The sequence below is a fragment of the Nocardia jejuensis NBRC 103114 genome (genome assembly GCF_001613145.1).
GTDB classification, from domain to species: domain Bacteria; phylum Actinomycetota; class Actinomycetes; order Mycobacteriales; family Mycobacteriaceae; genus Nocardia; species Nocardia jejuensis.
The window spans coordinates 148,477-174,039 of the sequence record NZ_BDBU01000010.1 but is presented as its reverse complement, the minus strand read 5'-3'; the positions used below and the strand labels follow the sequence as shown (position 1 = coordinate 174,039).

The window sequence follows — 25,563 nt, the reverse complement described above, 5'->3', positions numbered from 1 at the left end:
TGAATCCCACTGTTACCGGAACGACCATATCCCGCTAGCTGGACACTCGCTAGCACCCCGGGAAACGACATGCCCGGGCGGTTCCGGGCGAAACGGACCAAGCGTCATGTTGGGGCGCGCCGACGCGGAGCGCAATGTCGGGACGGTCGGTGGGCGGTATTAACCTCTGTCCGTGACCGAGTCCGCTGACGGATTGCTACCCGGCCCCGAGGGGGTCGGTGTCGAGGAGATCCCGCACGCTGATCGGCTGCGGTTGTTCTCCTTCGCCACCGCCGAGAAACGCGGGGATTACCTGTGGGTGCTGCGCGCCTTCGACACCGCTCGCGCCGCCTACGTGGTGTTGCTGCACGCCTCCGACGTCGCTGACACGCTCGATCGTTGCCCGGGCGCCGCGCGGTTGACCGCCACCGAGGTCGGACCGCTGCTCGAGCAGCTGCATCAGTGGGGCGTGCTCGAGCGCAGTTACGACGGAACCCGCGCGGCCACGCTCGCGGAGTACCGGAACCGGCACTTCGTGTATCAGTTCTCCCAGGCGGGCTTTCAGGCCTATCGCGCGGTCGCCGATGTGCTCGAGGCGCGACTCGACGAGGCCGCGCTCTCGCGCCTGGTGCTGCCGGAACTGCTGAGCGATCTGAACACTCTCGCCGAGGCGAACCGCAGCGGCGACGCCTCACGCGTGTATCGCGTGCTGAACCGGCTGGACCGAGCGCTCTCGGAGATGGCCGAGCGCGCGGCGCACTTCTATCTGACACTGGGCGATCTGGTGCGCACCACCGAGGCCACACCCGAAGCCTTCCTCGCGCACAAGGACGCGCTGCTGGCGCACATGCGCGAGTTCTCCATGGACCTGGCCCGATTCGCGCCCCGGCTGGCCACCGCCATTCTCGAGGTCGAGGCGACCGGCGTCGACGAGCTGATCGATCGCGCGGCCCGGGTCGACGAGCGGGTGCTGCTGGATCACGCTGCGCGCGAAGCCGATTGGCGGGCGCGCTGGCAGGGCCTGCGGTCCTGGTTCGTGCCCGGCGGCGGCGAGGGCGGCCTGACCGAATGCGAGCGGCTGCGCGAGGCCACCATGAGCGCCATCGCCGCGGTGCTGTCGCTGCTGCGCCGGGTCACCGAGACCCGCAAGGGCGGGGTGAGCCGGGAATCGGCGCTGCGCCATCTGGCCGGATGGTTCACCGCCACCCCGAGCGCCGACGCCGCGCACGCGCTGTACGACGCGGTCTTCGGACTGGGGCGGCCGCGGCATCTGGCCATGCAGCATCCGGACGCGGATATCATCCCGGCCATCCGATCCTGGTGGGAGGCACCGCCTCTCGAGATCGCGCGCACCCTGGCCGAGACCGGACGCCCCCCGGCCGCCGGTGCGCCCGCGCGCTTGCAGCGCAACGACGCGAGTATCCGGCGACTGCGCCAGACCCAGCTCGAAGCCCAGCGGGCGCGCGCGGAGGCGGCGCAATCGCTGGCGGCGGCGAACGTGCACGAGCGCGAACTGGACGAACGTGAGACCGAGGTCCTGCTGCGCCTGCTGGACGCGGCCTCCACCGCATGGGTCCCGATCAGCGGCCGGGTGAGCAGCACCGGTTCGGACAGCGGTGTGACACTGACGGTTTCGCACCACGAGGGGTCCACGGCGGTGCGCACCGCGGGCGGGCTGCTGCATCTCAACAATCGGCGACTCGAAGTCCGCGAAACCGCCACCAGCCGCAAAATCAAAGCGGCACAGGCGAAACGGTCCGAGGCGCAGCCGCTCGACGGCGGGAAGGATCCGGTCTGATGCACGCACGCTCCATCGACTCGCTGGCATTGGACTCCTATCAGCGCGCCGCGCGGGTCATGCTCGCCAATCATCTGGTGACTCGCAGCTACCCGGATCGTATTGCGCTGCCGTTGATTCGGCGCTGGGCGACCGAACTGCGCGAGGATCTCGGCGAACTGTTCGGGTACCGGCTCGAGGTCACCGAGACCACGGCGCGACTGTTCCCGGTGATCGACCGGCTCGATGCCGGGCAGCCCGCGCGCACCACCGGCGACCGGTTGTTCGATCGACGGCGATACGCCTATCTCGCGCTGGGTCTCGCGGCGCTGGGCCGCGCCGGGGACCAGATCACGCTGTCCGAACTGGCCGATCAGGTGGCCTCCTACACCGAGCGGGTGGACGGGCTGGAGCTCGCGCCCGACCGCGCGGGAGACCGGGACGCCTTCGTGGACGCGGTCGGCTGGCTGGCCGCGCGCGGTGCGGTCACCCTCGCCGACGGCGACGCGGGCGGCTGGGCCTCGGATCCCGAAGCGGGTGAGGCGCTCTACGACATCGACCGCGCGGTGGTGTTCGCGCTGTTCCGCCCGCCCCGCGCACTACAGCACCTCAACACCGTGACCGGCCTGCTCGGCGAGGAGGCGGGTGGCGATACCCGTTCCCCCGCAAGCGTTTCCGCCGCGCGCAAGGTACGCCGCGCACTGGTGGAGAAGCCGGTCGTGTACGCCGACGAACTCGACGAGACCGAGCGCACGCTGCTCGCGCAGGAGAAGCTGGTGCGCGAGGTCGAGTACACCACCGGGCTCAAGGCCGAGCGCCGCGCCGAGGGCGTCGCGCTGATCGACAGTTCCGGCCGCCTGTCCGATGTGCGTTTCCCGGGCACCGGCACACTCGCCCAGGTGGCGCTGCTGCTGGCGGGCGAGATAGCCGATCTGGTGCTGGATCTGGACACTCCGATCGAGCACCGCCCCCGCCCGGACCGGCCGCTCACCGATCTGGTGCGGCAGCTCGATTCCGCGATCCCCGCCACCACCGTCTTCGCGCCGCTGGCCGAGCTCGCGGAGTCCTTCGGTGTGCCCGAGGACTCCGATGCGGACGAGCCGGAACCGGAGATTCCCGAGTATCCGTTCGTGCACTCCTTCTGGATCCGCGACACCGTGCAGATGCTCGCCGGGAGATACGGGGCCACCTTCGCCGCCCAGTGGCAAGCCGACGTGCCCGGTCTGACCGCCGAGGCGGTCGGACTGCTGGAACGGTTGCGACTGGTCGAACCGATCGAGGGCGGCCTGCTCGTGCTCCCGGCGCTGGCCCGGTACCGGGGCGCGATCGTCACCATTCGCACCCGCGCGGAAACCGAATTGTTCATCTCCCCCACGCAAGTCGGCGAGGAACCCGTGACAGCGGGCGCCACCGCCTCGATAGAGAAGGGATCCGGGAACTGATGGCCGACCTCATTCACGGTGGAGTCCGCTTCGTCCCCACCCGCGCGGGCATCGTCAACCTGTGGGACTACCGCGATCAGGAATTCTGCTTCGCCGACGGGCGACTGGTATTGCGCGGACCCAACGGCTCGGGCAAGACCAAGGCGCTCGAGGTGCTGTTCCCGTTCGTGCTGGACGGGCGCATCGAGCCGCGCCGGCTCAATCCGTTCGCCGGTGAAGAGCGCACCATGAAGTCGAATCTGCTGTACCGCAAGCAGGAATCGGCGTACTCGTACGTGTGGATGGAGTTCGCGCGCGGCACCTGGGACGAACCGGAGACGGTGACGGTCGGCATCGGCATGCGCGCCACCCGCTCGGCGGACAAGGTGACGCGCTGGTACTTCGTCGCGGACGGCCGTGTGGGCGTGGACTTCTCGCTGCTCGGGCCGGACGATCGGCCGCTCACGCGCAAGCAGCTGGCCGAGCAGATCGGCTCGGACGCCATCGTGGACCGGCCGGTGGAGTACCGCGCCGCCATCGACGCGCGCATGTTCGGGCTCGGGCAGCAGCGCTACGACCAGCTGATCAATCTGATTCTGACGCTGCGCCGCCCGCAGCTGGCCAAGAACCTCGATCCGCGCGGACTCTCCCAGGCGCTGACCGACGGTCTGCGGCCGCTGGATGAGCAGATGATCCTGGACGCGGCCCGCTCCTTCAGCGATATGGAGGCGGTCGGGCGCACCCTCGAGGGCCTCGTGCAGGCCGACTCCGCCACCCGCGCGTTCGTCGGGGTCTATCGCAAATACCTTGCCGTGCAGGCGAAAACCGATGTCGATCAGGTCCGATCCCGGCTGGACGCGGTCACCCACGCCGGGACCGCCCTGCACGCGGCCGCCGCGCTGCGCAAGCGCCGCGACGCCGATCGCGCCGCCGTGGAGACCCGTGCCGAGGACGCCGACCGCTCCTACGAGCAGGCCCTGTCCGACCGCGAGACGCTGCAGCGCTCGAGCGCCTACGAGGGCAAGCAGCAACTCGACGATCTCGCCGACGCCGTGCGCCGCCTCGAGACCTCGGCCGCGGTGCATCGCGACAAGGCGCTCAAGGCGCACCAGACCGTCGATCAGCGCGGTGAGGAATCCGAGCGCGCCCAGGCCGCCGTCGCCACCGCCGCCTCCGCCCTGGCCCGCGGCGAGGACGAATTGCGCACCGCCGCGGAGGAAGCCGGCATCGCCTGGACCGCGTTGCCGGAGCAGGCTCGCGCGGACCACCTCACCGTCACGGTTCGCAGTCACGCCGAGGAGCGCGATGCCGACGTGCGCGCCGTCCGGCGTGCCCTGACCCTGGTCGATGCCGCCACCACCGAACGCGCCCGCGCCGAACGCGCCGGGCAGCGCGCCATCGAACTGCGCGAATCCGCCGCCGCCGAACTGGCCCAGGCCGAGGCGCTGGTCACCCTGGCGCGCTCGGAAACCGCCATCTCCCTGCGTGATTGGTGGGACTCGCACCGCGAGGTCTACTCCCCCATCCGGGACGGATTGTTCGAAGCACTCGACGACGCGCTTGCCGAAGCGGGCACCGAGCACCTGGCGCGCACCGACCTCGCACCCGTAAAGGGCCGTGGGCGCGGCCTCGACGCCGAGGGCCGTGGGCGCGGCGCGTCGGCCGGAAAAGCCTCCGCCGGTGCGAAAGCCGATCCGTCCGCTGCCACCGGCGCGGGACCGGACGACTCCGCGGCATCGACCGACGGTCCCGGCACACGTGGTGAGGGCACCGGCGAAGGCGCTCCCCTCGCCACCCCCGCGGAAGTTCTGGCCGATCGCACCGAGCCGCTCACCGATGAGATCCGGACCCGGAGGCAGGAGGCGCGCACGCGGGCGTCTCAGGCCACGGCGCGCGCCGGCGAATTGCGTGCCGAACGGGAGCGGGTGGCCGCCGAACGTGATGACGCGCCGGCGGCTTTCGCGCATCGCACCGATGCCCGCACCGATCGGCCGGGCGCTCCCCTGTGGCGGCTGGTGCGGTTCGCGGATTCGGTCACTCCCGAGGCGGCGGCCGGGATCGAGGCCGCACTGCAGGCCGCGAACCTGCTCGACGCCTGGGTCTGCGCGGACGGTGAACTGCCCGACCACGATTCGGACCAGTTCCTGGTGCCACTGCCCGCGACGGACCGCCCCACCGGGCGCACACTCGCCGATGTGCTCGTCGTCGAGGAGGATTCGCGGACGCTGACAGCGCCCCGGCAAGTGGTCGCCGATGTCCTCGCCTCGATCGCGCTGCACGAGGCGGGCACGCGTGCCGAAGGCGCGTCCGCGGCACTGGGTTCCGCCCGCGTGGCAGCCGCGCATGCCGCGGCCGGGTCGCTGGCCGCCACCACGGCCGCCGATCTCGCGGCAGGCGGCAAGGGCCGCAAGGCATCCGGCGCGGACACCTCGGCCGTCGGCGTCGACGGCCGGCTCACCATCGCCACCGACGGCCGTTTTCGGCAGGGTGTGCAAATCGGCAGGCACTGCAAGGGTGACGCCGAGTTCATCGGCACCACCGCCCGCGCCCGCCGGCGCGAGTTGCGACTGGCTGAGCTGACCGCTGCGATCGAGACGGCCGAAACCGAGGCCGAGGGTGCCACGGCCGATGAACACGCCGCCAACGACGAGCTGGGCCGGATTTCGGCGGCGGCCAAGGCGCTTCCGCGCACGACGGCCGTCACCTCGGCGCTGCGGGCGGTCTCGGAGGCGGCGGGCATGCTGCGTTCTCGCTCCGAGGCCGCGGCGCAGGCCGAGCGGGATCTGGATCAGGCGGTGAGCGAGTACACCGCCGCCGACAAGAAGGTCCGCGCGATCGCCGCCGAGCATCGGGCCCCGCGTGATCCGGCCGAACTGGACGCGTTGGCCGCGTCCGTCCGGCATTTCGAGAACGCGGGCACCGCCCTGCTGCGCCTGCGCGGGGATCATCAGCGCGAGCACGAACGTTCCCGTGAGAGCAGCGACCGCCTGCTCGAGGCCAAGGACCTCGCCGAGGCGTTCGCCGAGGAGGCCGAGGCCGCGCGCAGCGGCTACGACGAGCAGTTGCGCAAACTCGAGACGCTGCGCGAGGCGCTGGGTGCCGGCGCCGCCGATATCGACCGTGAGCTCGAGCTGGCGCGCGAACGCATCGATGCCGCGCGCGCCGAGCAGAAGGCGGCGCGCAAGGCCGCGCACGAGGCCATCGAGGCGGTCGGCGCCGCCGAGGGCGCGCACCGGGCCGCGCACAGCGCCCTGGGCACCGCGCTCACCGAATTGCTGGCGGACGTGCGGCATCTGGCGCCGTACGCGCGCCCGGATCTGCTGAGCCTGCTCGGCGCCCCGGCGCAGAGTCGCTGGCCCAGCAGCGATGCGGCATGGTCCACCGCCGAGCAGCTGCTGTACCGGATCGAGAACACCGATCCCGAGCAGGAATCGAAGGTGCTGCCCGAGGAGGTGGCCGAGCTCTTCGAGAACCTGGCCGCCGCAACGGCTTCGGTGCGCGCGGGCGAGGCGGCGCGCAAGAGCACCCGCAGCGCGGTCACCACCGCCCTGCAGGAGTTCGACGCCGCGCTGACCGCCGCGCGCCAGGACTACCGGCTGCACTGGGACGCCGCGGACGGGCTCACCGTGGTGCAGGTGCACGACGATCACGGGCTCTCGGCGCTGGCCGATTTCGCCGAGCGGATCAGCGGGGCGCGCAGCGATCAGGAGCTGCTGCTCACCGATGCCGAGCGCCGCATCCTCGAGGACGCGCTGCTGACCGGCCTCGCCCAGCAGATCCACGAACGCACCAGCGACGCGCGCGATCTGATCTCCCGGATGGGCGCGGAGATGAAGCAGCGGCGGATGTCCTCGGGCAACACCATCGGGGTGCACTGGGTGCTGGCGGACACGCTGTCCGAGCCCGCGCGCGCGGTGTGCAAGCTGCTGGACCGCGACACCACCGAGCTCACCCCGGAGGATTTGTCCTCCATTCGAGCGCATTTCGCGGCCGAGATCCGCACCGCCCGCGCCGCGCATCCGGAGCGCTCGTACCCCGAGATCCTGGCAACCACCCTTGACTACCGGACCTGGCGGGTCTTCTCGTTCTCGATCATCACCGCCGACGGCACCGAGGATCGGCTCACGGTGGCCCGGCACAGCGCGCTCTCGGGAGGCGAACAGTCGGTTTCGCTGCATTTGCCACTCTTCGCCGCCGCGCATGTGATGCTCGATTCGGCCGATCCGCAGGCGCCGCGACTGCTGGCGCTGGACGAGGCGTTCGCCGGTGTCGACGACAACGGCAAGAGCGAACTGCTCGGGCTCAGTGTCCAATTCGACCTGGACCTGTTCATGACCGGATACGACCTCTGGATCACGTACGCGCACGTCCCGGCGTGCGCGCACTACGATCTGGCGCATTCGGCGGCCGAGAACACGGTCAGCGCAACGCTGCTCGTGTGGGATACCGACGAGTTGCTGGCCGAGCACGACGGCTCCGATCTCACCGCCGCGCTCGGTTCGCCGGATCGACGCCGATTGCCGCACGGCCTCGAAGGTGCAATCCCCCTGGACGCGGAGCTGGAGCTGACGTCGTAAACATGTTGCGGGGCAGGAAATTGGGCGTGTCGCAGGGCGGCGCGCCGTAGGGATTGGACCATCGGCAAATCAACAGTTTCGCCGATGGCCTTCTATCGACTAGAAATGTCTACCGTGCCGATCCCTATCGAGATCACCTGTCAGCCATCGAAGCTCCTTGGACGGGAGTCCATGTGACTATCGAAAATCCGCATGAGGACGAGGTCTCTCAGCTGGCGCGGCGCGTCGAAAAAGCCCGAGGTCGGCTGGCGTACCAGTTCGATCCCGCACTCACCGAAGCGCTGTCGGAACCCGAGCTGCACGCCGAGCGCGACCTAGCCGAGCGCATTCGCGAGCAGGAACGCGCCCAGCGCTGGAAACAGGCCGAGGCGTTCGCCTCCACCGCCGACCGCGCCCGCCAGACCTCCGAAGAGATTGAGAAGGCAGACATTCGCGACTTGCTGCTCGCTCGCAAGGCGATCGCCGCCCAGCGGCGAGAATCCAGCCCGCACGCCAAACTGGCGTCGCTGTACAAACACCGCGCCTGGTCGCTGCGTGCGCTAGCCGGTGTCGTCGCGGCCGGAATGCTCTGGTCCGCGGTCAATGTCCAGCACAACATCGCGCCGGGTGGCCCGAGCGATCCGCTGTACTGGTTCAGCTACCTGCTCGAAGGCATGATCAGCGTCTGCCTCGTGATCATCATGATCGGCACCAACAAGGTCGCCGAATGGGGTGTGCTCGACAGCGCCCGCCAGGTCGTGCTCGCCGAGATGGCGCTGCTGGGCCTGACGGTCACCCTGAACACGTATCCGTACCTGAAAGCGGGTAGCTGGTACGACGTCTCGGTGCACGCCATCGCGCCGGTGATGATCGGCGTCGCGCTGCTGATCCACAATGCCGCCGCCTCGCGCTACGGCCTCGCCATCGTCCGCGCGACCGACCAGATCCGCGATCTGCCGGACCCGGCCGAACAACTGCGACGCAGCATGCCGACGGTGGTCACTTTCCCTAACCGGGGCCCTTCTGCAGCGCAGCAGGTGCCGACGCCGACCCCAGCCCTGTCCGCCGCGCCCGAGGCGGACAAGCCCGCCGAGAAGGAGCACACCGTCGTCGAGAGCGATCCCGCCGACGCGAAGCCCCGAAACACCACCGAGACAGCCAAACCCGCGGAGAAGGAACGCCGCACCTCCGCCACCGGCAAGACCCGCCCCGCGCCCGAGGACGACAAGTCCCCGCTCTCGGATGCGACCGACCCGGTGCCCCCGCTCAACGTCTACGACACCGGCCAGTTCCGGATCGCCGAGACCCTCGAGCAGGAACTCGCCGAACTGCAGGCCGCCCGCCGCCGCGCCCGCGCCGCCTCCCGCTCGCGCAACGGCAGCACCGCCACCGACTACGACGACTGATCGACCCGAGACGACTGATTTCCCAGTCACTCCCGGCGATCACGCCGACACCGCCCGCAGGCATGCGTACCCGCGGGCGGTCGGCGCGTTCCCGGAGTAGATGAGGTCGGTAGGGGGCGACCCCTGCACGCGCGCAACGAAGCTCACGCGTCCACGGGGCGCTCGCGGATTCGCACGCACTGACAGCGCGGTGTGCGCGCGAGCTTCTCGCACGCACACCGCATCGGCCGCAACCTTCGCCCCCGCCCATCGGGGCCGGATGAGACGCCTCCCCCCACGCCCCAGCGGATCGGACGCGACACCTCGCCCGCACAGCGGGACGGGGCGTGGCATCCCACACGTCACAATGGGACGGGCGTGGCATTTCACACGCACAGCGAGGTGGACGCGGCCCTCGTCGCCGAGCAGGGCTGACACGGCATCTCGCTCGCTGAGCTTGGCGGAAGCGGCTCCTCATACGCCAAGCAGGGCGGACACGACACCTTGTTCGACGAGCGGACAGCTGTGACACCTCGCTCGCCGAGCAGGTCCACTCCGACCGCGTCACGCGCACAGCAGGATTCCCGTCATCCGGGTGGGTCCGTCCACGGCACGGCGGACCACCCGGACGGCATCATCCGCCTCGGCCGCGGCTGTGCCGCCCGATTCAGGCAGTGAATCCCATTTGCCCGGAACGCGACTCATCTCATCGCAGGCCGGAGCGCTTCCACAGTCATCGAATTCCGCGAATCGGCACCCGAACCACCCCCGCCGCATACGAACTCGCCCACGGCGGATACGAAGGCCCGCAGCGACCTCTCCACTTCGCGACGCGCACCGCCCCGCCCCGCACTGCACCGCCCCGCACTGCACCGCCCCGCCCCGCCCCGCACTGCACTGCACTGCACTGGCCAGCGAACAGGCGAATTCCGACACCGATCCCACATCACGAACAGCCTCCGGCTCAACGCGTGAGACCATCGACCTCTGATCACTTCCGTCGGGCGAAACGGGCGATTACCGGACCACTCCCGCCGGAACGACCACGGTGCGGCACGCAGCGGATCATGGTGCACGCGGTCCGGCGATCCGATCTCAACGGACCCGCGATGGAATCGACTGGTGCGATCCACAGCGGTGCAGTGCGATTCGGGCCCGATCGGAGCCGAGAGTCGTCGTCTCAGGCGGTGATCGGGCCGGATGCCATCGCGGGCCGTGGCGAGTGCTGTCGCGCAGGACGCGAGTGCACAGCGGGCCGGGCCGTGGCAACTGTGATCCCGCGGCACGGCCGGAGCTATCGCGGGCTCCGGTGGGTCAGTGGGGGTCGGGCTGGTCCACGGGGACCACGACTGCCGGGCGGGGCTGGGAGGGGCCGCCGGCGGGTTGGGCGTAGCCGAGCCAGCCGGTGCCGACGAAGACGGCGAGCAGGACTGCGGTGGGGAGTTCCATCAGCAACCAGCCGGTGGAGAACACGGCGTCGCGGGTCGTGCGGGTGGGGCGCACGGGTCGGATGATCCGGACCGGCGGGCGCTGAGCCCCCATGGTTCCGTGGATCGAACCCTGCTGCCTGCCTTGCCTACCCACCAAGCCTCCGTAGCTAGAAATGTGCCGAGACCAAGCTTGCCGAACCCGGCGCGTGCGCACAGCGGTGAATCAGCGGACAACGGGGTGTCCGGTCGGATCTCGGCGCACACTCGCACAGGCATCGATTCCGGGACGTGATCAACGATCTGACCAGTTCCCGCTCATCGGCCGCGCACCCTCGGGCGCACCGGCTACACAGTATGCCAACGACCCGCGCATCCAGGGGAACAATCATCCGACATACAGGTCTGTCGGCGAGGCGCGTCGCACCGCGTGCGCTGGACACCCGTTCAACCCGTCCCACCACCACACCCCCGGAACCTCAGCGGCACAACGCGATTGCCACACCGGCGGGACGCAGCCCCGCTCACTCACCGACCGGCTCGATATCGCACCCGGACTTCGCACCCAGCCACAGCACGCATGCCGTGAGGTACTGCTTGGCCTCACAGGTCCGCGAACTGCACTCCGCATGCTCCTTGATCAGTGCCAGAGCGACGTCCAGATCCAATACTGGATCCGTCGGCATCTCATGCCCCCGAACAGGCAGGCGCGGAATCATCCGCCCGCTCACGAGAGCCCCCCACGCGATCCCGACGGCGCCCGATGCTTCGGCGCCGACGCCGCCCCCGCGAGGACCATGCGCCCCGCCTCGACCAACGCACCCCGAGCCTGAGCCTTCGCCTGACAGACCGAGACCGGACATCGCTTGTGCTCCTGCATGATTCGATGCGCGCGAGCGATGGTCATCGTCTCTCGTGAAACTGAGCTGTGATCGATCGGTGGTAAGTCGAGCATTTTCCGGTCACCTCCGCTGCGGAACGCCACGTGTGGATGCCCCGACGTCCGATAGATCCGCCGCGTCCTTTCGGTCCGAATCGGACTACGCGCACTCTGCGTAATCTGTTCGGGCTGTTGCGATTTCCGTACATCGGGGTAGCTACGAGTAGACACTGAAGGGGACGTGGTTGGAGGTTCCCCCCTGCGGTGATCGCCCGAAAACCATCACACTTCCAGACTGGGTACTTCCAAAATTCGCCCCTTTCGATAGCGAGGTAAAGCACATGGCTGGATCCACGCTCGCAAGTCGCGCACTCGGTCGCCTCCTGGCCCACCACAGGAAGCAAGCCGGATACACCGTCTATGCCGCCGCCCAGCTACTCGAGACCTCCCAGCAGACCCTCGGGCGAGTGGAGGACGGCGTCAAATCCAAAGTGCCGCAGATATGGATCAACGCCCTGGCCAACGCGTACAACGTCGGCGACGACGATCGACGCGTGATGATCGGGCTCGCCCAGGAACTCGCGCAAGCGCAGAAGAACTGGTGGCGCGCCCTCGCCGATGAAATGAACCCTCGCTTCGATCACTATGTCGGGCTGGAGGACGCCGCGCGCAGTCTCGCGGTGTGGCGCGTTGCCGTGCTGCCCGGACTGCTTCAAAGCGCGGAATATCGACGCGCCATCGCCTGGGCCGAGTACCCGGACATGCCGACCGATCAGGTCGAGAGGCGGGTCGAGATCGCCGTCCGCCGCCAGTCTCGACTCGACAACCCGAATTTCAGCGTCGACGTCGTTCTTTCGGAGTATGTGCTTCGGGAGCAGGTCGGTGGCTCTGCCGTTATGCACGACCAACTAAAGCATCTGGCGACCATGGCCGAGCGGCCCAACGTATCCCTGCGGGTCGTGCCGTTCGATGCTCCAGCTCAGATGGGGTCGATCGTCGGTTCCTTTGTCCTGCTGGAGTTCCCGAAACTTCCACAGACCGGAATGGTCGAGCCACCAGTGGTCTTCGTGGAGGGATACGCCGGTGATCTCTACCTGGAGAGAGAAACCGAAGTCATGCGCTATCGCACCGCCTTTGCCCAGATCAGCCGGGTAGCGTTGAACCAAGAGCAAACGAGGCAGCTCGTGCTGTCGATAGCCAAGGAGTACGGCGAGTGAAACTGTCCGAAGCCGATTGGTTCAAGTCCAGCCACAGCAGTTCAGGCGGGGACTGCGTGGAGGCAGCACACGCGAGCGAAGGCCGTATCGGCGTGCGCGACTCGAAGTTGGGCGATGCGAGCCCGGTGCTCTGTTTCGAACCTGCGCAGTGGGATGTGTTCATGGGTGCGATCGGGCAGGGCGAGTTCGACCTGCCCTGAACTCGGGCGACCGCGATCGACGGCTGATGACGGGGAACTATCGCCGGACCCAGCCCTGCGCGACGTCCTTCAGGTTCCACCACGAAACGAACTGGGAATCCTGGGATTCCAGGCCCCAGTTCGACTCGAGCTGTTCGAAGAATGCGTCATCGCCGGTCTTACCTCCTCGGGGCTCGCCGACGAAGATCAACCGGTTGCCACCGCGCCGGGTGAACTCGGCGAGGGCCGCGGAGGCCATGGAGTTGCCCCATCCCGGCGGCCAGCACAGCAGCAGGGCGAACTCGTCCCGGTGTGCGTTTCGCGCCTCGTACTGGTTCAGATCGTGGATCTCGTGCCAGACATCGCGTTGCCCGGCGGCGTCCGGGAAGGACATGTTGTCGGAGGTTCCCGGCGGTTCCGAATCGTAGGCATCGACGATCGTTCCGTAGTTGGTCAGCTGCGCCGCCCAATAGCCTCGTCCCGCACCGAGTTCCACGATCGGAAGCCCGTTGCTGAACTCGTTCACCCAGGCGATGGTCTGCGGCGACGGAATCGCGTAGGCGTAGGCCGCCTGGAGAATCGTCTGCGCGTACCCGAGTCGGGCACTGCCGGTGGGCTTTCCGCCGTTCGCGACGCGGCGGCCCTCGTGATCGCTCACCGAGGGACTCACGATGTCCCAGTAGGGATTCCCCGTAGGAGACTCGCCGCCGGTCAGGTAGTGCACGAGCCTCAGGTCGAACGCCGAATCCGCCGCCTGGTCGCCGGTGCCCGACAGCATGGGAGCAGTGTCGAGGTAGTCGGCGACACGCGGAAAATCAGCGCGTAACCGCCGCTCATCACCTAGCAGCGCGGCGAGTTCCGCTCGCCTCTCCTGGGTCAGCGCGAGATCGGACATCCCCCGATTCTGCCCTGTACCAACCTGATTCGAGGTCTATTGCGCTGGACGTCCAGCATTCGTACCGCCGGGCGTGTGAGAGCCCGATCGTGGAGTGCCCCGAGCCCAGACGGGGTTCGCGGAGCCGTCGCCAGATTGGGTCCGGTCAGGGCGTATGACGTTCGACGAGGGTAGAGCTGACTTACCCGATACGCCCGGGTAGCGGGAAGTGGTGCATTTCGGTGGTGGCTAGCGATCGCATACCGATCCGGCCTAGAGCTCCATTTCGGCCACCCGATAGTCAGAAAACTGACCGACAGGGGCAGTTGATGGAGGCCTAGGCCGGTTCCCCGAACTCGACCTGGTGATCCCCGAACTCGACCTGGTGAGTGGTCAGCGTTCACTCGCGTCGGAGAGGCGGGCGGGGCAGCCTCCTCCAGCGGAGGTGACGTGTTCGAAGTGCCACCATTCGTTCTCGAACGTGCGGCACAGACCCCAGCGGTTTCCGTTGTCCTCCAACCACTGCGCGCCGGAACGGGGGCCGACGTCGATGGCCTGGCCGGTCACGTGGGTGGACTCGCCGGGTGGCAGGACCCAGCGGCGGGCGGCCTCGGGGCTGCCGTAGGTGGCGACGCCGTCCTCCCACATGGACTCCTGCTCGCCGGGTGAGCGGTAGCCGGAGGTGATCCACAGCTCCACGCCCTCCGCCTCGGCCTGGGCGGACGCCTGCGAGAAAGCTTCCGCCAGTCGAGGATTCAGCCCTTCGGTGCCCGAGGAGATCGCCGTGGCGGAGGGTATCGGGCCCTCCCCGTTTACCGCGATCAGCAGCGGCGGTCCGGCTGCCTCGGCGCCGGGGGGAACCGCAGGGTCGTCGACCCGCCATCCCTGCGGATCGGCCGTCACCCGGCCCACCGAAGGGCTTGTCACAGAACCGGTTCGAGGCGCGGCGAACGCGGGCGACCCCGCGAGCGCGCTGCCGACCAGCCCCGTGCTGGCAAGCAGCGCCACCGCTGCCACCCGCCGCATTCCCCGCACCGGAGCCGTCGCCACGGCCTCCTTCGCCATACCGGTCTCCCTGGGATCCCCCGCACTCCCCCGCTCCGAATCGAGAACGCTCACCGTCGCAGCCGAAGGTGCAAACCCGCCGACCTGCCGCAACTCGGCTAGCTGAATCCTCGCCTCATCCGTATCGAGGGCGCTCGCCGTCGCGGCGGATGGTGTGACCTCGCCGACCTGCCGCCCCTCGACTGGCCGAATCGTCGCCTCGTCCGTGTCGAGAACGCTCACCGTCACAGCAGACGATGCAAACCCGCCCATCTGCCGCAACTCGGCAAGCTGAACCCTCGCCTCATCCGCGTCGAGGGCGCTCACGGTCGCGGCAGGCGGTGTGACCTCGGTGACCTGCCGCGTCTCGGCGGGCCGAATCGTCGCCTCGTCGGCGGCGGTCGAACCGTCACAGCCCACAGCACGCATCAATTCGTCTCCTGACTCGGGTGACTCCAACCGTTCGCACCGCGGCACTGCGGCGTTGACGGCTCGACTCATCGGACTGATCTTGCGGCAGCGCGCACCGTGGCGCTACCGGACTCTCGGTTGATCGGCTCGATCTCGGACAGCAAGCGCGGCTTCGCTTTCCGGCCACGCGCACTCGACGACAGCCGGGCTGCTCGCCCTGGGCGTGACCACACATTCCTCCGATACGGGCAGAGGATCGTGGACGGGCGGTGGATGCGCGGCCGAGCACACTCGTCAACGGCGGAGCTGCTGGACTCAGCGCATGCCGGCGTCGGGCAGTCTCGGCGGGCAGGCGAATCCGGGCACGGTGGCGATTTCGAAGTGCCACCACTCGTTGTCGTAGGTGCGGCACAGGCCCCAGCGGTTTCCGTTGTCCTCCAACCACTGCGCGCCCGCGCGCGGGCCGACATCGATGGCCTGGCCGGTCACGTGGGTGGACTCCCCCGGCGGGAGCACCCAGCGGCGCGCGGCCTCGGGGCTGCCGTAGGTGGCGATCCCCTCCTCCCAGAGCTGTTCCTGCTCGGCGGGAGTCCGGTACCCGGACACGATCCACAACTCGACGCCCTGCGCGTGCGCCTGGTCCGAGGCGACCCGATACGCCAGCGCCAGCACCGGATCCAGACCATCGGTCTCGCTCGCGACCGGCGAGCCGGCGGCGGCCACCGGCCAGGCGACGCGCGGCTCGAATCCGGCCGACTGCGAATCCCACTCGGCTGCAAGCGGATTCGGAGCCCCGGCGGCGAGCTTGGCACCCCAGGCGACCGCGCCTGGCACCACATCACCCGACGCCGAGACATCGGACTCCACGACATCCGCGCCCGGCGATCCCTGCTGCCCGGCACCGGACTCCACGACACCCGCGCCCGATGACCCCCGTCGCCAGGCATCGAAATCCACGGCACCCGGATCCAGCGATCCCCGTTGCCCCGCAACGAACTCCACCGCGCCCGGATCCGGCACACCCTGTCGCAGGGCGTACGCCACCGCATCCGGCCACGGGACGGGGTGCGGTGAATCCTGCCGCACCGGAGCCGCGTGGGCGACGGGCGGCGCGATGCCCGGCGAGATCGCGATCCCCGCGACAGTCAGCGCCGCGAGCACGGCGGAACCCCGTGCGATCCTCGACAGCGCGGAACCGCGGTCATCATCGCGGTCATGGTCAACGGATCGGAAGCCGCGACCCCGCACCGCCCGAACGGCGGACACCGAAAGTCTGCGTCTCCCAACCGTTCCGGGCGGCAATGCCGGGCAAGCAGTCGTACCCGTCCGGTCCGCGAGAACCTCTCGCATCGAACGTTCGACGGTGGAACTCGCCCGCATCAACTCGCCTCTCGAATCAGACCCGCTCTTTGGACCGTTCCCGCACGCGCAGCGCGATCGGCTTGGACGTTTCGGCGAAGAAGTCGTTGCCCTTGTCGTCGACGACGATGAAGGCCGGGAAGTCCTCGACCTCGATCTTCCACACCGCTTCCATGCCGAGCTCAGGGTATTCCAGGACCTCGACGGATTTGATGCAGTCCAGCGCCAGTCGCGCGGCGGGGCCGCCGATCGAGCCGAGATAGAACCCGCCGTGCTCCTTGCACGCCTTGGTGACCTGCGCGGAGCGATTGCCCTTGGCGAGCATGATGTGCGAGCCACCCGCGGCCTGGAACTGATCGACGTAGGAGTCCATGCGCCCGGCGGTGGTCGGGCCGAAGGAGCCCGAGGCGTACCCGTCCGGGGTCTTGGCCGGACCGGCGTAGTAGACGGCCATATCGCGCATGTACTGCGGCATGGGCTCGCCCGCGTCGAGCCGGTCCTTGATCTTCGCGTGCGCGATGTCACGCGCCACCACCAGCGGACCGGACAGCGAAAGCCGGGTCTTCACCGGGTATTTGGAGAGTTCGTCGCGGATCTCGGACATCGGCCGGTTCAGGTCGATCCGCACCACGTCGCCGCCGAGGATCGAATCGGTCTGCTCCGGAAGGTACTGCGCCGGTTCACGTTCGAGCTGCTCGAGGAACACGCCCTCGGGGGTGATCTTGGCCAGCGCCTGGCGGTCCGCCGAGCAGGACACCGCGATGGCGACCGGCAGCGAGGCCCCGTGCCGCGGCAGGCGGATGACGCGCACGTCGTGGCAGAAGTACTTGCCGCCGAACTGCGCGCCGATCCCGAAGGACTGGGTCAGCTTGAAGACCTCTTCCTCGAGCTCCAGATCCCGGAAGCCGTGCGCGGAGAGCGAGCCCTCGGTCGGCATGTTGTCCAGGTAGTGCGCCGAGGCGTACTTGGCTGTCTTGAGCGCGAATTCGGCGCTGGTGCCGCCGATCACGACCGCGAGGTGGTACGGCGGGCAGGCCGCGGTGCCCAGCGAGCGGATCTTCTCGTCCAGGAAGGTGAGCATCCGGTCGGGGTTCAGGATGGCCTTGGTCTCCTGATACAGGAACGACTTGTTCGCCGAACCGCCACCCTTGGCCATGTACAGGAACTTGTAGGACGGCTGCGCCGGATCCCCCGCGGTGGAGTACAACTCGACCTGCGCGGGCAGATTCGATCCGGTGTTCTTCTCGTCCCACATGGTGATCGGTGCGAGTTGCGAGTACCGCAGGTTCAACTTGGTGTAGGCGTCGAACACGCCGCGCGAGATCCACTCCGCGTCGTCCGCGCCGGTGAGCACGCCCTCGGACTTCTTGCCCATCACGATGGCGGTGCCGGTGTCCTGGCACATCGGCAGGATGCCGCCCGCGGAGATGTTCACGTTCTTGAGCAGATCCAGCGCCACGAACCGGTCGTTGCCGCTGGACTCGGGATCATCGATGATCTTGCGAAGCTGCGCCAGGTGCGCGGGCCGCAGGTAGTGGCTGATGTCGTGCATCGCCTCCGCGGTCAGCATCCGCAGCACCTCGGGCTCCACCTGCAGGAAGGTGCGCCCACCGGCCTCGAACGTACTGACGCCCTCGGTGGTGAGCAGCCGATACGGGGTGTCCTTGTCCGCACCGATCGGCAGCAGATCCGAGTACAGGAAGTCAGGCGCGGTCACGGTTCGCACTCCTCGAGCAGGGCTGGGGGCTTGTCAGCCATTGATTCAAGCCCACCGACTTTATCCACCACCCCCGAACCGCCTCGGGGAAGGCAAGCCTAAGCAGGCCGCACCATCGTCACGGGCAGCACGATGGCGGGCGGCTTCCGGGCCCGGAGCAGCCCCCGGTACAGGTGAGGAGGCCGAGGGCAAGGGATAAGCGTGTGCGAATCGGCGAGGGAGTTGTGTGAATCGGCACAGGTTGCACCTTCAACTCGGGCGGTGTTACCTGTTCCATGATGTGCTTGTCGGTCGTGGGGAGGATCTAGCATGGCATCGGAACCCGGGAGTGCGACTGTGACCGAAACCCGTTGGCTCGACGATGTCGAGATGCGCGCGTGGCTCGGATACGTGTTCACCCGCGACCTCATCGCCGCGGCGGTCGGACGGGACTCCCTACGCGAAGCCAATCTGACCTACGTGGAGTACACGGTGCTCGCCCGCCTCGCCGACGCGCCCGACCACCGGCGCAGTTTCGCCGAACTCGCGGGGGTGCTGGAGTGGTCGCAGAGCCGACTGTCGCATCAGATCACGCGGATGGAGAAGCGGGGCCTCGTTGCGCGAGAATCGATTCCGGACGATGCGCGCCGCACCGCCGCGGTGCTCACCCCCAAGGGCGAGCACGTGCTGGACAGCGCCGCACCGGCACACGTGGACAGTGTCCGGCGCAACATGATCGATGTGCTGGACCGTCGCCAGCTCGATGCGCTGGCCGACATCTACGACACTCTGCTGGCCCATCATCGAAGACCGGCCACGCGTGACGAGCGCAACTCTTGACGTAATTCCGCGCTCACCGGTGTTTGGTTTGGCATACATCGGGTACTGGGTAAGACTAGGCTCGGCACCGGCTTCCGACGGCGGTCGGCACCGAGCGCACGGTTGGCTACCAACCGAGTCAGTGAGCATCCGACCTGGCCTTAGCGAAAGGGGCAGGAGTTTTCATGTCCGACGTGTCCATCGGCCTTCAGACAGACTCGCTGCCCGCGGGTTCCGTCGACAATCTGCTCCCGCAGTTGGTCGAACACCTGCGGCAGAACCGCACCGAACTGCGCGAGGAGTGGGCGCGTCGGATCACCGATGCCCAGCTGCTCACCGCGATGACCCCGGAAGAGATCTTCTCCGAAGCCACGTCGATCTTCGACAACTACGTCGAGGTGCTCGAGACCGGTAGCGTCGAAGCGCTGCAGGCCTATGCGCGCGACCTGTCCGAACGCATCATTCCCCGAGGCGTCGAGACCGACGAGGTCCTCGGCATCGTGCTGCTGCTTCGAGATGTGCTGGCGCGCTCGCTGTTCGAGAAGTACCAGACCAATTTCGAATTGCTGAACCAGGTGCTCGACGCGTACGAACCGGCCGCGAACCGGATCGCCAACACCGTGGGCGTCTCCTTCGTGCAGGAACGTGAACGCGTGATCCGCCAGCAGCAGGAGGCGATTCGCGAGCTCTCCACGCCGGTGTTGCAGGTGCGTGAGCAGCTGCTGATTCTGCCGATCATCGGTGTGCTGGACTCTCAGCGCGCACGCCAGCTCACCGAGCAGTTGCTGCGCGCGATCCGCGCCAATCGCGCCAAGGTCGTGGTCATCGATATCACCGGTGTGCCCGCGATCGACTCCACCGTCGCCAATCACCTGGTGCAGACGGTGGATGCCTCGGGTCTGATGGGTGCGAACGTCATCATCACCGGTCTGTCCTCGGAGATCGCGCTCACGCTGGTCACCATCGGTCTGGACCTGTCCAAGATGAACGCCGTCGGCGACCTCCAGGGTGGGATCGAAGAGGCGGAGCGGCTGCTCGGTTACGAAGTGTCCCGCGTTCCCGCCGAGCGCGGCGACCGCGACGGCGGACGGTAACCCGGGTCGGGCCGATGCCGGTACCCATTCTGAAGCAGGGCACATACCTCATCGCGTCGGTGCAGTCCGCACTGACCGACGCGGATACCGAACGCTTGCAAGACGATCTGATGAAATACGTCAGCAAGTACAGAGCTCAGGGCATCATCGTCGACCTCACCGCGATCGACGTAATGGACTCGTTCGCGGCCAGATCGCTGCGTACCATCGCGCATATGACCAAGCTGCGCGGTGCGGAGACGGTCATCGTGGGCTTACAGCCCGAGGTCGCCTTCGCCATGGTCCAACTCGGTCTCACCTTCGAAGACATGCACACCGCCCTCGATCTCGAGGAAGGGCTGGCCTGGCTCAACCGGCAAGTCCCTCGCCGGCAACGAGACGGTAGCGATCGTGGCCGCTGAGAACGTGGTGATCGCGGTGAAGGTGTCCAACGACATCGTGACCGCTCGGCAAGCGGGGCTGGAGTTGGCTAGCAAACTCGGGTTCTCGCTCTCCGATCGCACCATGATCGCCACGGCCATCTCCGAGGTGGCGCGCAACATCACCAGCTATGCCGGCAGCGGCGAGGTCCGCCTCACCGTGCAGGACCGCGAGGGCCGCCGCTCGATGGTGGTCCAGGCCCAGGATCAGGGCCCCGGAATCCTGGATATCGAACGAGCCATGGTGGACGGCTTCTCCACCGGACGTGGTCTGGGACTTGGCCTTCCGGGCGCGCGGCGACTCATGGACGGCATGCTCATCACGTCCGGGCCGGGACAGGGAACCCTCGTGGAAATGTGGAAGTGGGTGCCCCGGGATGCGTGAGGACGGGTACATCGGGGCGGTCGAATGGGCCGTCGCCGGACGCGCGCTACCCGGTCAGCGGGTATCGGGCGACCGTTCGGTCATTCTCGACGCGGGCGGCGGCTCGGTGCTCTTCGCCGTCCTGGACGGCCTCGGGCACGGCTCGGCCGCCGCGGACGCCTCCGACCGTGCGGCACAGGTACTTTCGGAGAATCGCGCCGAACCCCTCGATGTACTGATCGTGCTGTGCCATCGCGCCATGTCCGACACCCGCGGCGCGGCGGTGTCGCTGGCGCTGTTCGACACCGGCGAGCGCCTGCACTGGCTCGGAGTCGGCAATGTCGAATCCCGTATCGTCGCAGCGGCTCCCGGCAAACCGGCCGTGCGCGCGACCGCGTTGCTGACCGGCGGCATCGTCGGCTATCTGCTCCCGCCGAACCTGCAGTCACAGGTCGTCCCGGTCCGGCCGGGTGATCTGCTGCTCATGTCGACGGACGGCATCACCAGCGATTTCTCGGACGGAATCGACTTGGCCAAACCGACTTCGGAGATCACCGCCGACATCCTCGCCAAATACGCCAAGGACACCGACGACGCGCTCGTGCTGGCAGCCAGGCATCGCGGGCACTCCTCGCACTCGACTCTGGCGCACGGCGTCACCAGCGCCACCCACACCGTCAGCAGCACCCTGCACGGTGCGACGAGCACCCCGCACAGCGGTGTGAGCTCCTCCCCCGGCCCGACGGGCAAGCCGGCATGAGCGCCGTGCTGGCCGCCTTCCGCGACGCGTACGCCGCGGCGCTGCGGCTGCACCTGCGCGCGCCGAATCAGAACACCCTCGCCGAGGGCTACGAGCTGGGACGCCGGGCGCTGGTGGAGGGCGTGAGCATCCTCGACCTCACCGAGCACCACTACCGGCTGCTGGAACGCGATGGGCTGCTACCGATTCCGGACGGCGCCGACCGCAACGAGGCAGCCCTGGAATTCCTGCTGCAGACCATGGCCGCCCTCGATGTGGCCACCCGCGGCTTCCTGGACGGGAACCGCCGCTACGAGCAGGAACGTTCCCGCGCAGACGATCTCGAGGGCCGTGACGCCTTCCGCACCGCACTGGTCGAATCGCTGCAGGACGGCTTCTTCGTGGTCGACGCCCAGGGCACCCTGGTCGAGGTGAATTCGGCGTTCGGCGCGCTCACCGGCTACGGCCCCGACGGCGTGCCCTATGCGCTCCCTCATCCGTGGACCAGTCCGGACGCGCCGCGCTATCCGGAACTGGCCACCGACGCAGCACGTTTCGTCATGCCGATCACCCATCGCGACGGGCGCGGACTGTGGCTGGCGGTGAGCACCAGCTCGCTGGTGAAGCCGGAGAACGGCGAGCGCATCTTCGTCGGCACCATTCGCGACGTGACCGCCGAACATGACGCGCAGGCGCGGGATCAGGCCGTGTCCCGGCTCGCCACTGCCGTCGGCTCGGGCACCAGCGTGGTCGAGGTACTGACCGTCGGACTCGAGGAGCTGCGCCGGGCGGTCGGAGCCGAGTCCGCGGTGGTCTCGGTGTGGCCCAATCGGCACACCGGCCCGGAACTCTATGTCTCCGAGGACAATCTGCCGGTGCACGCCCTCAACGGCGCCGCGCAGAGCAGCGGCGCGATGCCGCAGCGGGGCCCGGAGGCCGCTCCCGGCGGCGAATCACGACAGGTGCTCGACGCTCGTGCCCGCGCGCTGCTGGATCGCGCGCGACTACGGCCCGGACGCACCATGTTCGCGATCCCGGAGGGCGCGGACAGCTCCGAGGGCATCGTGGCCCCGCTCGGCGAGGCCGGAGATTCGGCGCTGTGGCTGCGTTTCGCCGCACCGCGCGCGATCACGCCCGGGGACTGGGCGCTGTTCTCGCTGCTGGTCGGTCATCTGAGCCTGGCGGTGCAGCGCGCGCGGAACTTCGATCAGGCGCGCTCGACCTCGCTCACGCTGCAGCGCGCCATGCTCGGCCCGATCGAACTGCCGCCGGGATTCTCGGTGCACTACGAACCCGCGCTGCCACCACTGGAGATCGGCGGCGACTGGTACGACGTGGTCCGGCTCGAGGGCGGCACCATCGGCGTCGTGGTCGGCGACTGCGTCGGCCGTGGCTTGTCCGCCGCCGTGGTCATGGGCCAATTGCGCACCGCCGCACGGGCACTGCTGCTGCGCGGAGCGGGTCCGGCCCAGTTGCTCGCCGAGCTCGACACCGTCGCCGGGCGCATTCCCGGGGCCATGTGCACCACGGTGTGCGCGGCGATCCTGGATCCCGAACGCGGACTGATTCGCTACTCCAACGCCGGGCACATGCCGCCGGTGCTGGCCGAACCCGGCACGCACGGAAGGCTTCTCGAAGGCGGCCGGGCGGTGCCGCTGGCGACCTTCGACCCGCCGCGCCGGCCCGAGGCGACCACCGCGCTGGCCCCCGGATCCACCCTGGTGCTGTTCACCGACGGTCTGGTCGAGCAGCGCGGGGTGGACATCGCCGAGCGCTTCGTGGAACTGGGCGACGAATTGACCGGGGCCGCCGGGCAATTGCCGCGCGAAGTCGCCGATTCGGTGCTCTCGCGCTTGCGGCCCGAGGGTGGCTACGACGACGATGTCGCCATGGTGGTCTATCGGCAGCCGCCCGGGGCCCTGCGCCTGGACGTCCCCGCCCAACCGGCCCAACTGGCCGGTCTGCGGCGCGCACTGCGCGACTGGCTGGCCTCCGCGTCGGTACCGCACGACACCGCGATCGATCTGGTGGCGGCCGCGAACGAGGCGTGCAGCAACAGCATCGAGCACGCGTATCTGGACGGCAGTTCCGGCCAGGTCCTGCTCACCGCCGAATGCGGGATCGACTGGCTCACCATCGAAGTGTGCGACGGTGGTGAGTGGCGGCCGCTGCCCGCGGACCCCGGTCATCGCGGTCGCGGCATCGCCATGATGCGCGCGCTGACCGAACAACTCGATATCGACAACACCGGCCCGGGCACCCGCGTCCGCATGTCGGTGAAGCTCCCCGCCGTATCGTTCTCCGCGGCCGGACGCATGTGACCCACCGAACCGGTACCGATATCGCCGACGATGCAGCACGAACGGACGGATCATGGCAGATTTGACCAACGTGACCAATACTTCCGGAGAAAGCTACCCCTCCGCCGACACGATGACCACCTCGGTCACCGAGCGCGATGAGGCCACGGTGCTCACCGTGACCGGCGATGTAGACCTCGCGACCGCCTCCGCCCTGGAGACCGCCATCGACGCGACCCTGGGCGGCAAGCCCAAGGCCCTCGTCATCGATCTGATCGCCGTCAGTTTCCTCGCCTCGGCGGGAATGGCGGTGCTGGTCGGCGCGCACCAGCGCGCGGGCGACACCAAGATCGCGATCGTCGCCGACGGTCCGGCCACCAGCCGCCAGTTGAAGGTGACCAGTCTCGATCAGGTGTTCTCCATGCACACGACGCTGGACGAGGCGCTGGCGTCCTTCCCGCGCGGCTGAGGTAATTCGGCCGAGGTAATTCGGCTGAGCCGCCCCGGAATTCGGCGCACGGGCCCCGGCCCGGCGGTGCCGGACCGGGGCGGCGGCGTCAGTCGCAGATGCCGCGCAGCTGCTCGATCAGCTTGACGCGCTCGGCGGCGGTGCCCGCCAGCGGAACCACGTTCAGCGCGGTGACGCCGGCCTCGGCGAAGGCGGCGACCCGCTCCTTGACGAAGCTCTCGGAACCGATCAGGCACACGTCGCGGACCAGATCGTCCGGAACCACCTTGGCGGCCTCGTCCTTCTTGCCCGCCAGGAACAGCTCCTGGATGCGGTCGGCCTCGGCGCCGTAGCCGTACTTGGTGGCGAGGGTGTGATAGAAGTTCTTGCCCTTGGCGCCCATGCCGCCGATGTACAGCGCCAGGTGCGGCTTCACGAATTCGCGCAGCGGCTCGACATTGTCGCCGATGGCCAGGGCCGGGCCGGCGAACACCTCGAGGTCGCCCAGAGCCGGATCACGCTTGGCCAGACCGGCTTTCACCGACTCGCCCCAGATGTCGTCGGCCTTCTCCGGCAGGAAGAAGATCGGCTGCCAGCCCTCGGCGAGCTCGGCCGCCAGCTCCACGTTCTTCGGGCCCAGCGCGGCCAGCAGCACCGGAATGCGTTCGCGGATCGGATGATTGATCAGCTTGAGCGGCTTGCCCAGTCCGGTGCCCTGCCCCTCGGGCAGCGGGATCGTGTAGTACTTGCCCTGGTATTCCAGGCGCTCGCGCCGCCACACCTTGCGGCAGATCTCCAGCGCCTCACGGGTACGGCCGATCGGGGCGTCGTACGGCACGCCGTGGAAGCCCTCGATCACCTGCGGGCCCGACGCTCCCAGCCCCAGGATGAACCGGCCGTCCGAGACGTAGTCCAGCCCCGCGGCGGTCATGGCCGTCAGCGTGGGCGTGCGGGTGTAGAGCTGCATGATGCCCGAGGCCAGCTGCACCCGCTCGGTCTTGGCCGCCAGGTAGCCGAGCGCGCTCACCGCGTCGTACGAATACGCCTCCGGGACGAAAACGATGTCGAGGCCGGCCCGCTCGAGGTCGGCCACCTCCGCGGCTATTTCCTTGAAGCCGTCGGTGTAATTGATCGACAGTCCGATACGCATGACCGGGACCTTACCGATTGTGAAT

21 protein-coding genes are annotated in these 25,563 nt (G+C 68.5%); 13 read left to right on the top strand and 8 right to left on the bottom strand.

Going from position 1 to position 25,563, the window contains the following annotated elements; translation table 11 throughout:
* Nucleotides 1–247 precede the first annotated feature (247 nt).
* The 4 genes from NJ1_RS08235 to NJ1_RS08220 are packed head-to-tail and all read left to right on the top strand — an operon-like array spanning nt 248 to nt 9,139.
* The gene (locus NJ1_RS08235) at nt 248–1,777 is read left to right on the top strand and encodes a TIGR02677 family protein (protein WP_084477881.1); all 1,530 of its coding nucleotides are present in this window, start codon (nt 248–250) and stop codon (nt 1,775–1,777) included.
* On the top strand, nt 1,777–3,198 hold the full coding sequence (locus NJ1_RS08230; protein ID WP_067689713.1) for a TIGR02678 family protein: 1,422 nt from the start codon (nt 1,777–1,779) through the stop codon (nt 3,196–3,198). Before NJ1_RS08235 ends, NJ1_RS08230 begins: the two co-directional genes overlap by 1 nt.
* A complete protein-coding gene (locus NJ1_RS08225; protein WP_067689710.1) occupies nt 3,198–7,754 on the top strand; it encodes an SbcC/MukB-like Walker B domain-containing protein in 4,557 nt (1,518 codons plus the stop codon). The genes NJ1_RS08230 and NJ1_RS08225 overlap by 1 nt, the downstream gene beginning before the upstream one ends.
* 53 nt (nt 7,755–7,807) lie before the next feature.
* Nucleotides 7,808–9,139 carry a hypothetical protein gene (locus NJ1_RS08220; RefSeq protein WP_245717276.1) on the top strand — a complete coding sequence of 444 codons (1,332 nt, stop codon included), beginning with the start codon at nt 7,808–7,810 and terminating at the stop codon, nt 9,137–9,139.
* A 543-nt stretch (nt 9,140–9,682) separates the two neighbouring features.
* Here NJ1_RS08220 and NJ1_RS08215 read toward each other — a convergent pair.
* The 3 genes from NJ1_RS08215 to NJ1_RS38855 form a co-directional block, all read right to left on the bottom strand.
* Nucleotides 9,683–9,823, bottom strand: a complete 141-nt coding sequence (locus NJ1_RS08215; protein ID WP_157573831.1) for a hypothetical protein — start codon at nt 9,821–9,823, stop codon at nt 9,683–9,685.
* A 609-nt stretch (nt 9,824–10,432) separates the two neighbouring features.
* Complete coding sequence (locus NJ1_RS08210) at nt 10,433–10,621, bottom strand: hypothetical protein (protein ID WP_157573830.1); 189 nt, start codon at nt 10,619–10,621, stop codon at nt 10,433–10,435.
* Nucleotides 10,622–11,069: 448 nt separating this feature from the next.
* Nucleotides 11,070–11,231 (bottom strand): hypothetical protein, encoded by a 162-nt coding sequence (locus tag NJ1_RS38855; protein WP_157573829.1) that lies wholly within the window; start codon nt 11,229–11,231, stop codon nt 11,070–11,072.
* Nucleotides 11,232–11,766: 535 nt separating this feature from the next.
* On the opposite strand from NJ1_RS38855, the gene NJ1_RS08200 reads away from it, so the two are divergent.
* Both NJ1_RS08200 and NJ1_RS08195 read left to right on the top strand, forming a co-directional pair.
* Complete coding sequence (locus NJ1_RS08200) at nt 11,767–12,642, top strand: helix-turn-helix domain-containing protein (protein WP_067689697.1); 876 nt, start codon at nt 11,767–11,769, stop codon at nt 12,640–12,642.
* Entirely contained in the window at nt 12,639–12,842 is a 204-nt protein-coding gene (locus NJ1_RS08195; protein ID WP_067689695.1) for a DUF397 domain-containing protein, read from the top strand. The genes NJ1_RS08200 and NJ1_RS08195 overlap by 4 nt, the downstream gene beginning before the upstream one ends.
* Nucleotides 12,843–12,879: 37 nt before the next feature.
* Here NJ1_RS08195 and NJ1_RS08190 read toward each other — a convergent pair whose 3' ends face one another.
* The 4 genes from NJ1_RS08190 to NJ1_RS08175 all read right to left on the bottom strand — a co-directional run bounded on the left by NJ1_RS08190 (nt 12,880) and on the right by NJ1_RS08175 (nt 18,226).
* Nucleotides 12,880–13,716: a hypothetical protein gene (locus NJ1_RS08190; protein ID WP_067689692.1), complete on the bottom strand. Its 837-nt coding sequence runs from the start codon at nt 13,714–13,716 to the stop codon at nt 12,880–12,882.
* Between the two features lie 372 nt (nt 13,717–14,088).
* Nucleotides 14,089–15,168, bottom strand: coding sequence for a D-alanyl-D-alanine carboxypeptidase family protein (locus tag NJ1_RS41115; RefSeq protein WP_422615739.1), 1,080 nt, complete (start codon nt 15,166–15,168; stop codon nt 14,089–14,091).
* 297 nt (nt 15,169–15,465) lie between these two features.
* Nucleotides 15,466–15,873: a M15 family metallopeptidase gene (locus tag NJ1_RS40395; protein WP_067689847.1), complete on the bottom strand. Its 408-nt coding sequence runs from the start codon at nt 15,871–15,873 to the stop codon at nt 15,466–15,468.
* 673 nt (nt 15,874–16,546) lie between these two features.
* Nucleotides 16,547–18,226, bottom strand: coding sequence for a fumarate hydratase (locus tag NJ1_RS08175; RefSeq protein WP_067689844.1), 1,680 nt, complete (start codon nt 18,224–18,226; stop codon nt 16,547–16,549).
* A 336-nt stretch (nt 18,227–18,562) separates the two neighbouring features.
* Here NJ1_RS08175 and NJ1_RS08170 point away from each other — a divergent pair, with 336 nt between their 5' ends.
* The 7 genes from NJ1_RS08170 (at nt 18,563) to NJ1_RS08140 (ending at nt 24,409) form a co-directional block, all read left to right on the top strand.
* Nucleotides 18,563–19,045, top strand: coding sequence for a MarR family winged helix-turn-helix transcriptional regulator (locus NJ1_RS08170; protein ID WP_084477862.1), 483 nt, complete (start codon nt 18,563–18,565; stop codon nt 19,043–19,045).
* A gap of 164 nt (nt 19,046–19,209) precedes the next feature.
* The gene (locus tag NJ1_RS08165) at nt 19,210–20,118 is read left to right on the top strand and encodes an STAS domain-containing protein (RefSeq protein WP_067689686.1); all 909 of its coding nucleotides are present in this window, start codon (nt 19,210–19,212) and stop codon (nt 20,116–20,118) included.
* A 14-nt stretch (nt 20,119–20,132) separates the two neighbouring features.
* A complete protein-coding gene (locus NJ1_RS08160; RefSeq protein WP_067689683.1) occupies nt 20,133–20,519 on the top strand; it encodes an STAS domain-containing protein in 387 nt (128 codons plus the stop codon).
* Nucleotides 20,509–20,922, top strand: a complete 414-nt coding sequence (locus NJ1_RS08155; protein WP_157573827.1) for an ATP-binding protein — start codon at nt 20,509–20,511, stop codon at nt 20,920–20,922. Before NJ1_RS08160 ends, NJ1_RS08155 begins: the two co-directional genes overlap by 11 nt.
* Nucleotides 20,915–21,661: a SpoIIE family protein phosphatase gene (locus NJ1_RS08150; protein ID WP_084477861.1), complete on the top strand. Its 747-nt coding sequence runs from the start codon at nt 20,915–20,917 to the stop codon at nt 21,659–21,661. The genes NJ1_RS08155 and NJ1_RS08150 overlap by 8 nt, the downstream gene beginning before the upstream one ends.
* Nucleotides 21,658–23,961, top strand: a complete 2,304-nt coding sequence (locus tag NJ1_RS08145) for a SpoIIE family protein phosphatase (RefSeq protein ID WP_067689680.1) — start codon at nt 21,658–21,660, stop codon at nt 23,959–23,961. The genes NJ1_RS08150 and NJ1_RS08145 overlap by 4 nt, the downstream gene beginning before the upstream one ends.
* A 52-nt stretch (nt 23,962–24,013) precedes the next feature.
* Nucleotides 24,014–24,409, top strand: coding sequence for an STAS domain-containing protein (locus NJ1_RS08140; protein ID WP_422615738.1), 396 nt, complete (start codon nt 24,014–24,016; stop codon nt 24,407–24,409).
* An 88-nt stretch (nt 24,410–24,497) separates the two neighbouring features.
* On the opposite strand, the gene NJ1_RS08135 is transcribed toward NJ1_RS08140, so the two are convergent.
* Entirely contained in the window at nt 24,498–25,538 is a 1,041-nt protein-coding gene (locus NJ1_RS08135) for an LLM class F420-dependent oxidoreductase (protein ID WP_067689677.1), read from the bottom strand.
* Between the last annotated feature and the right edge of the window lie 25 nt (nt 25,539–25,563).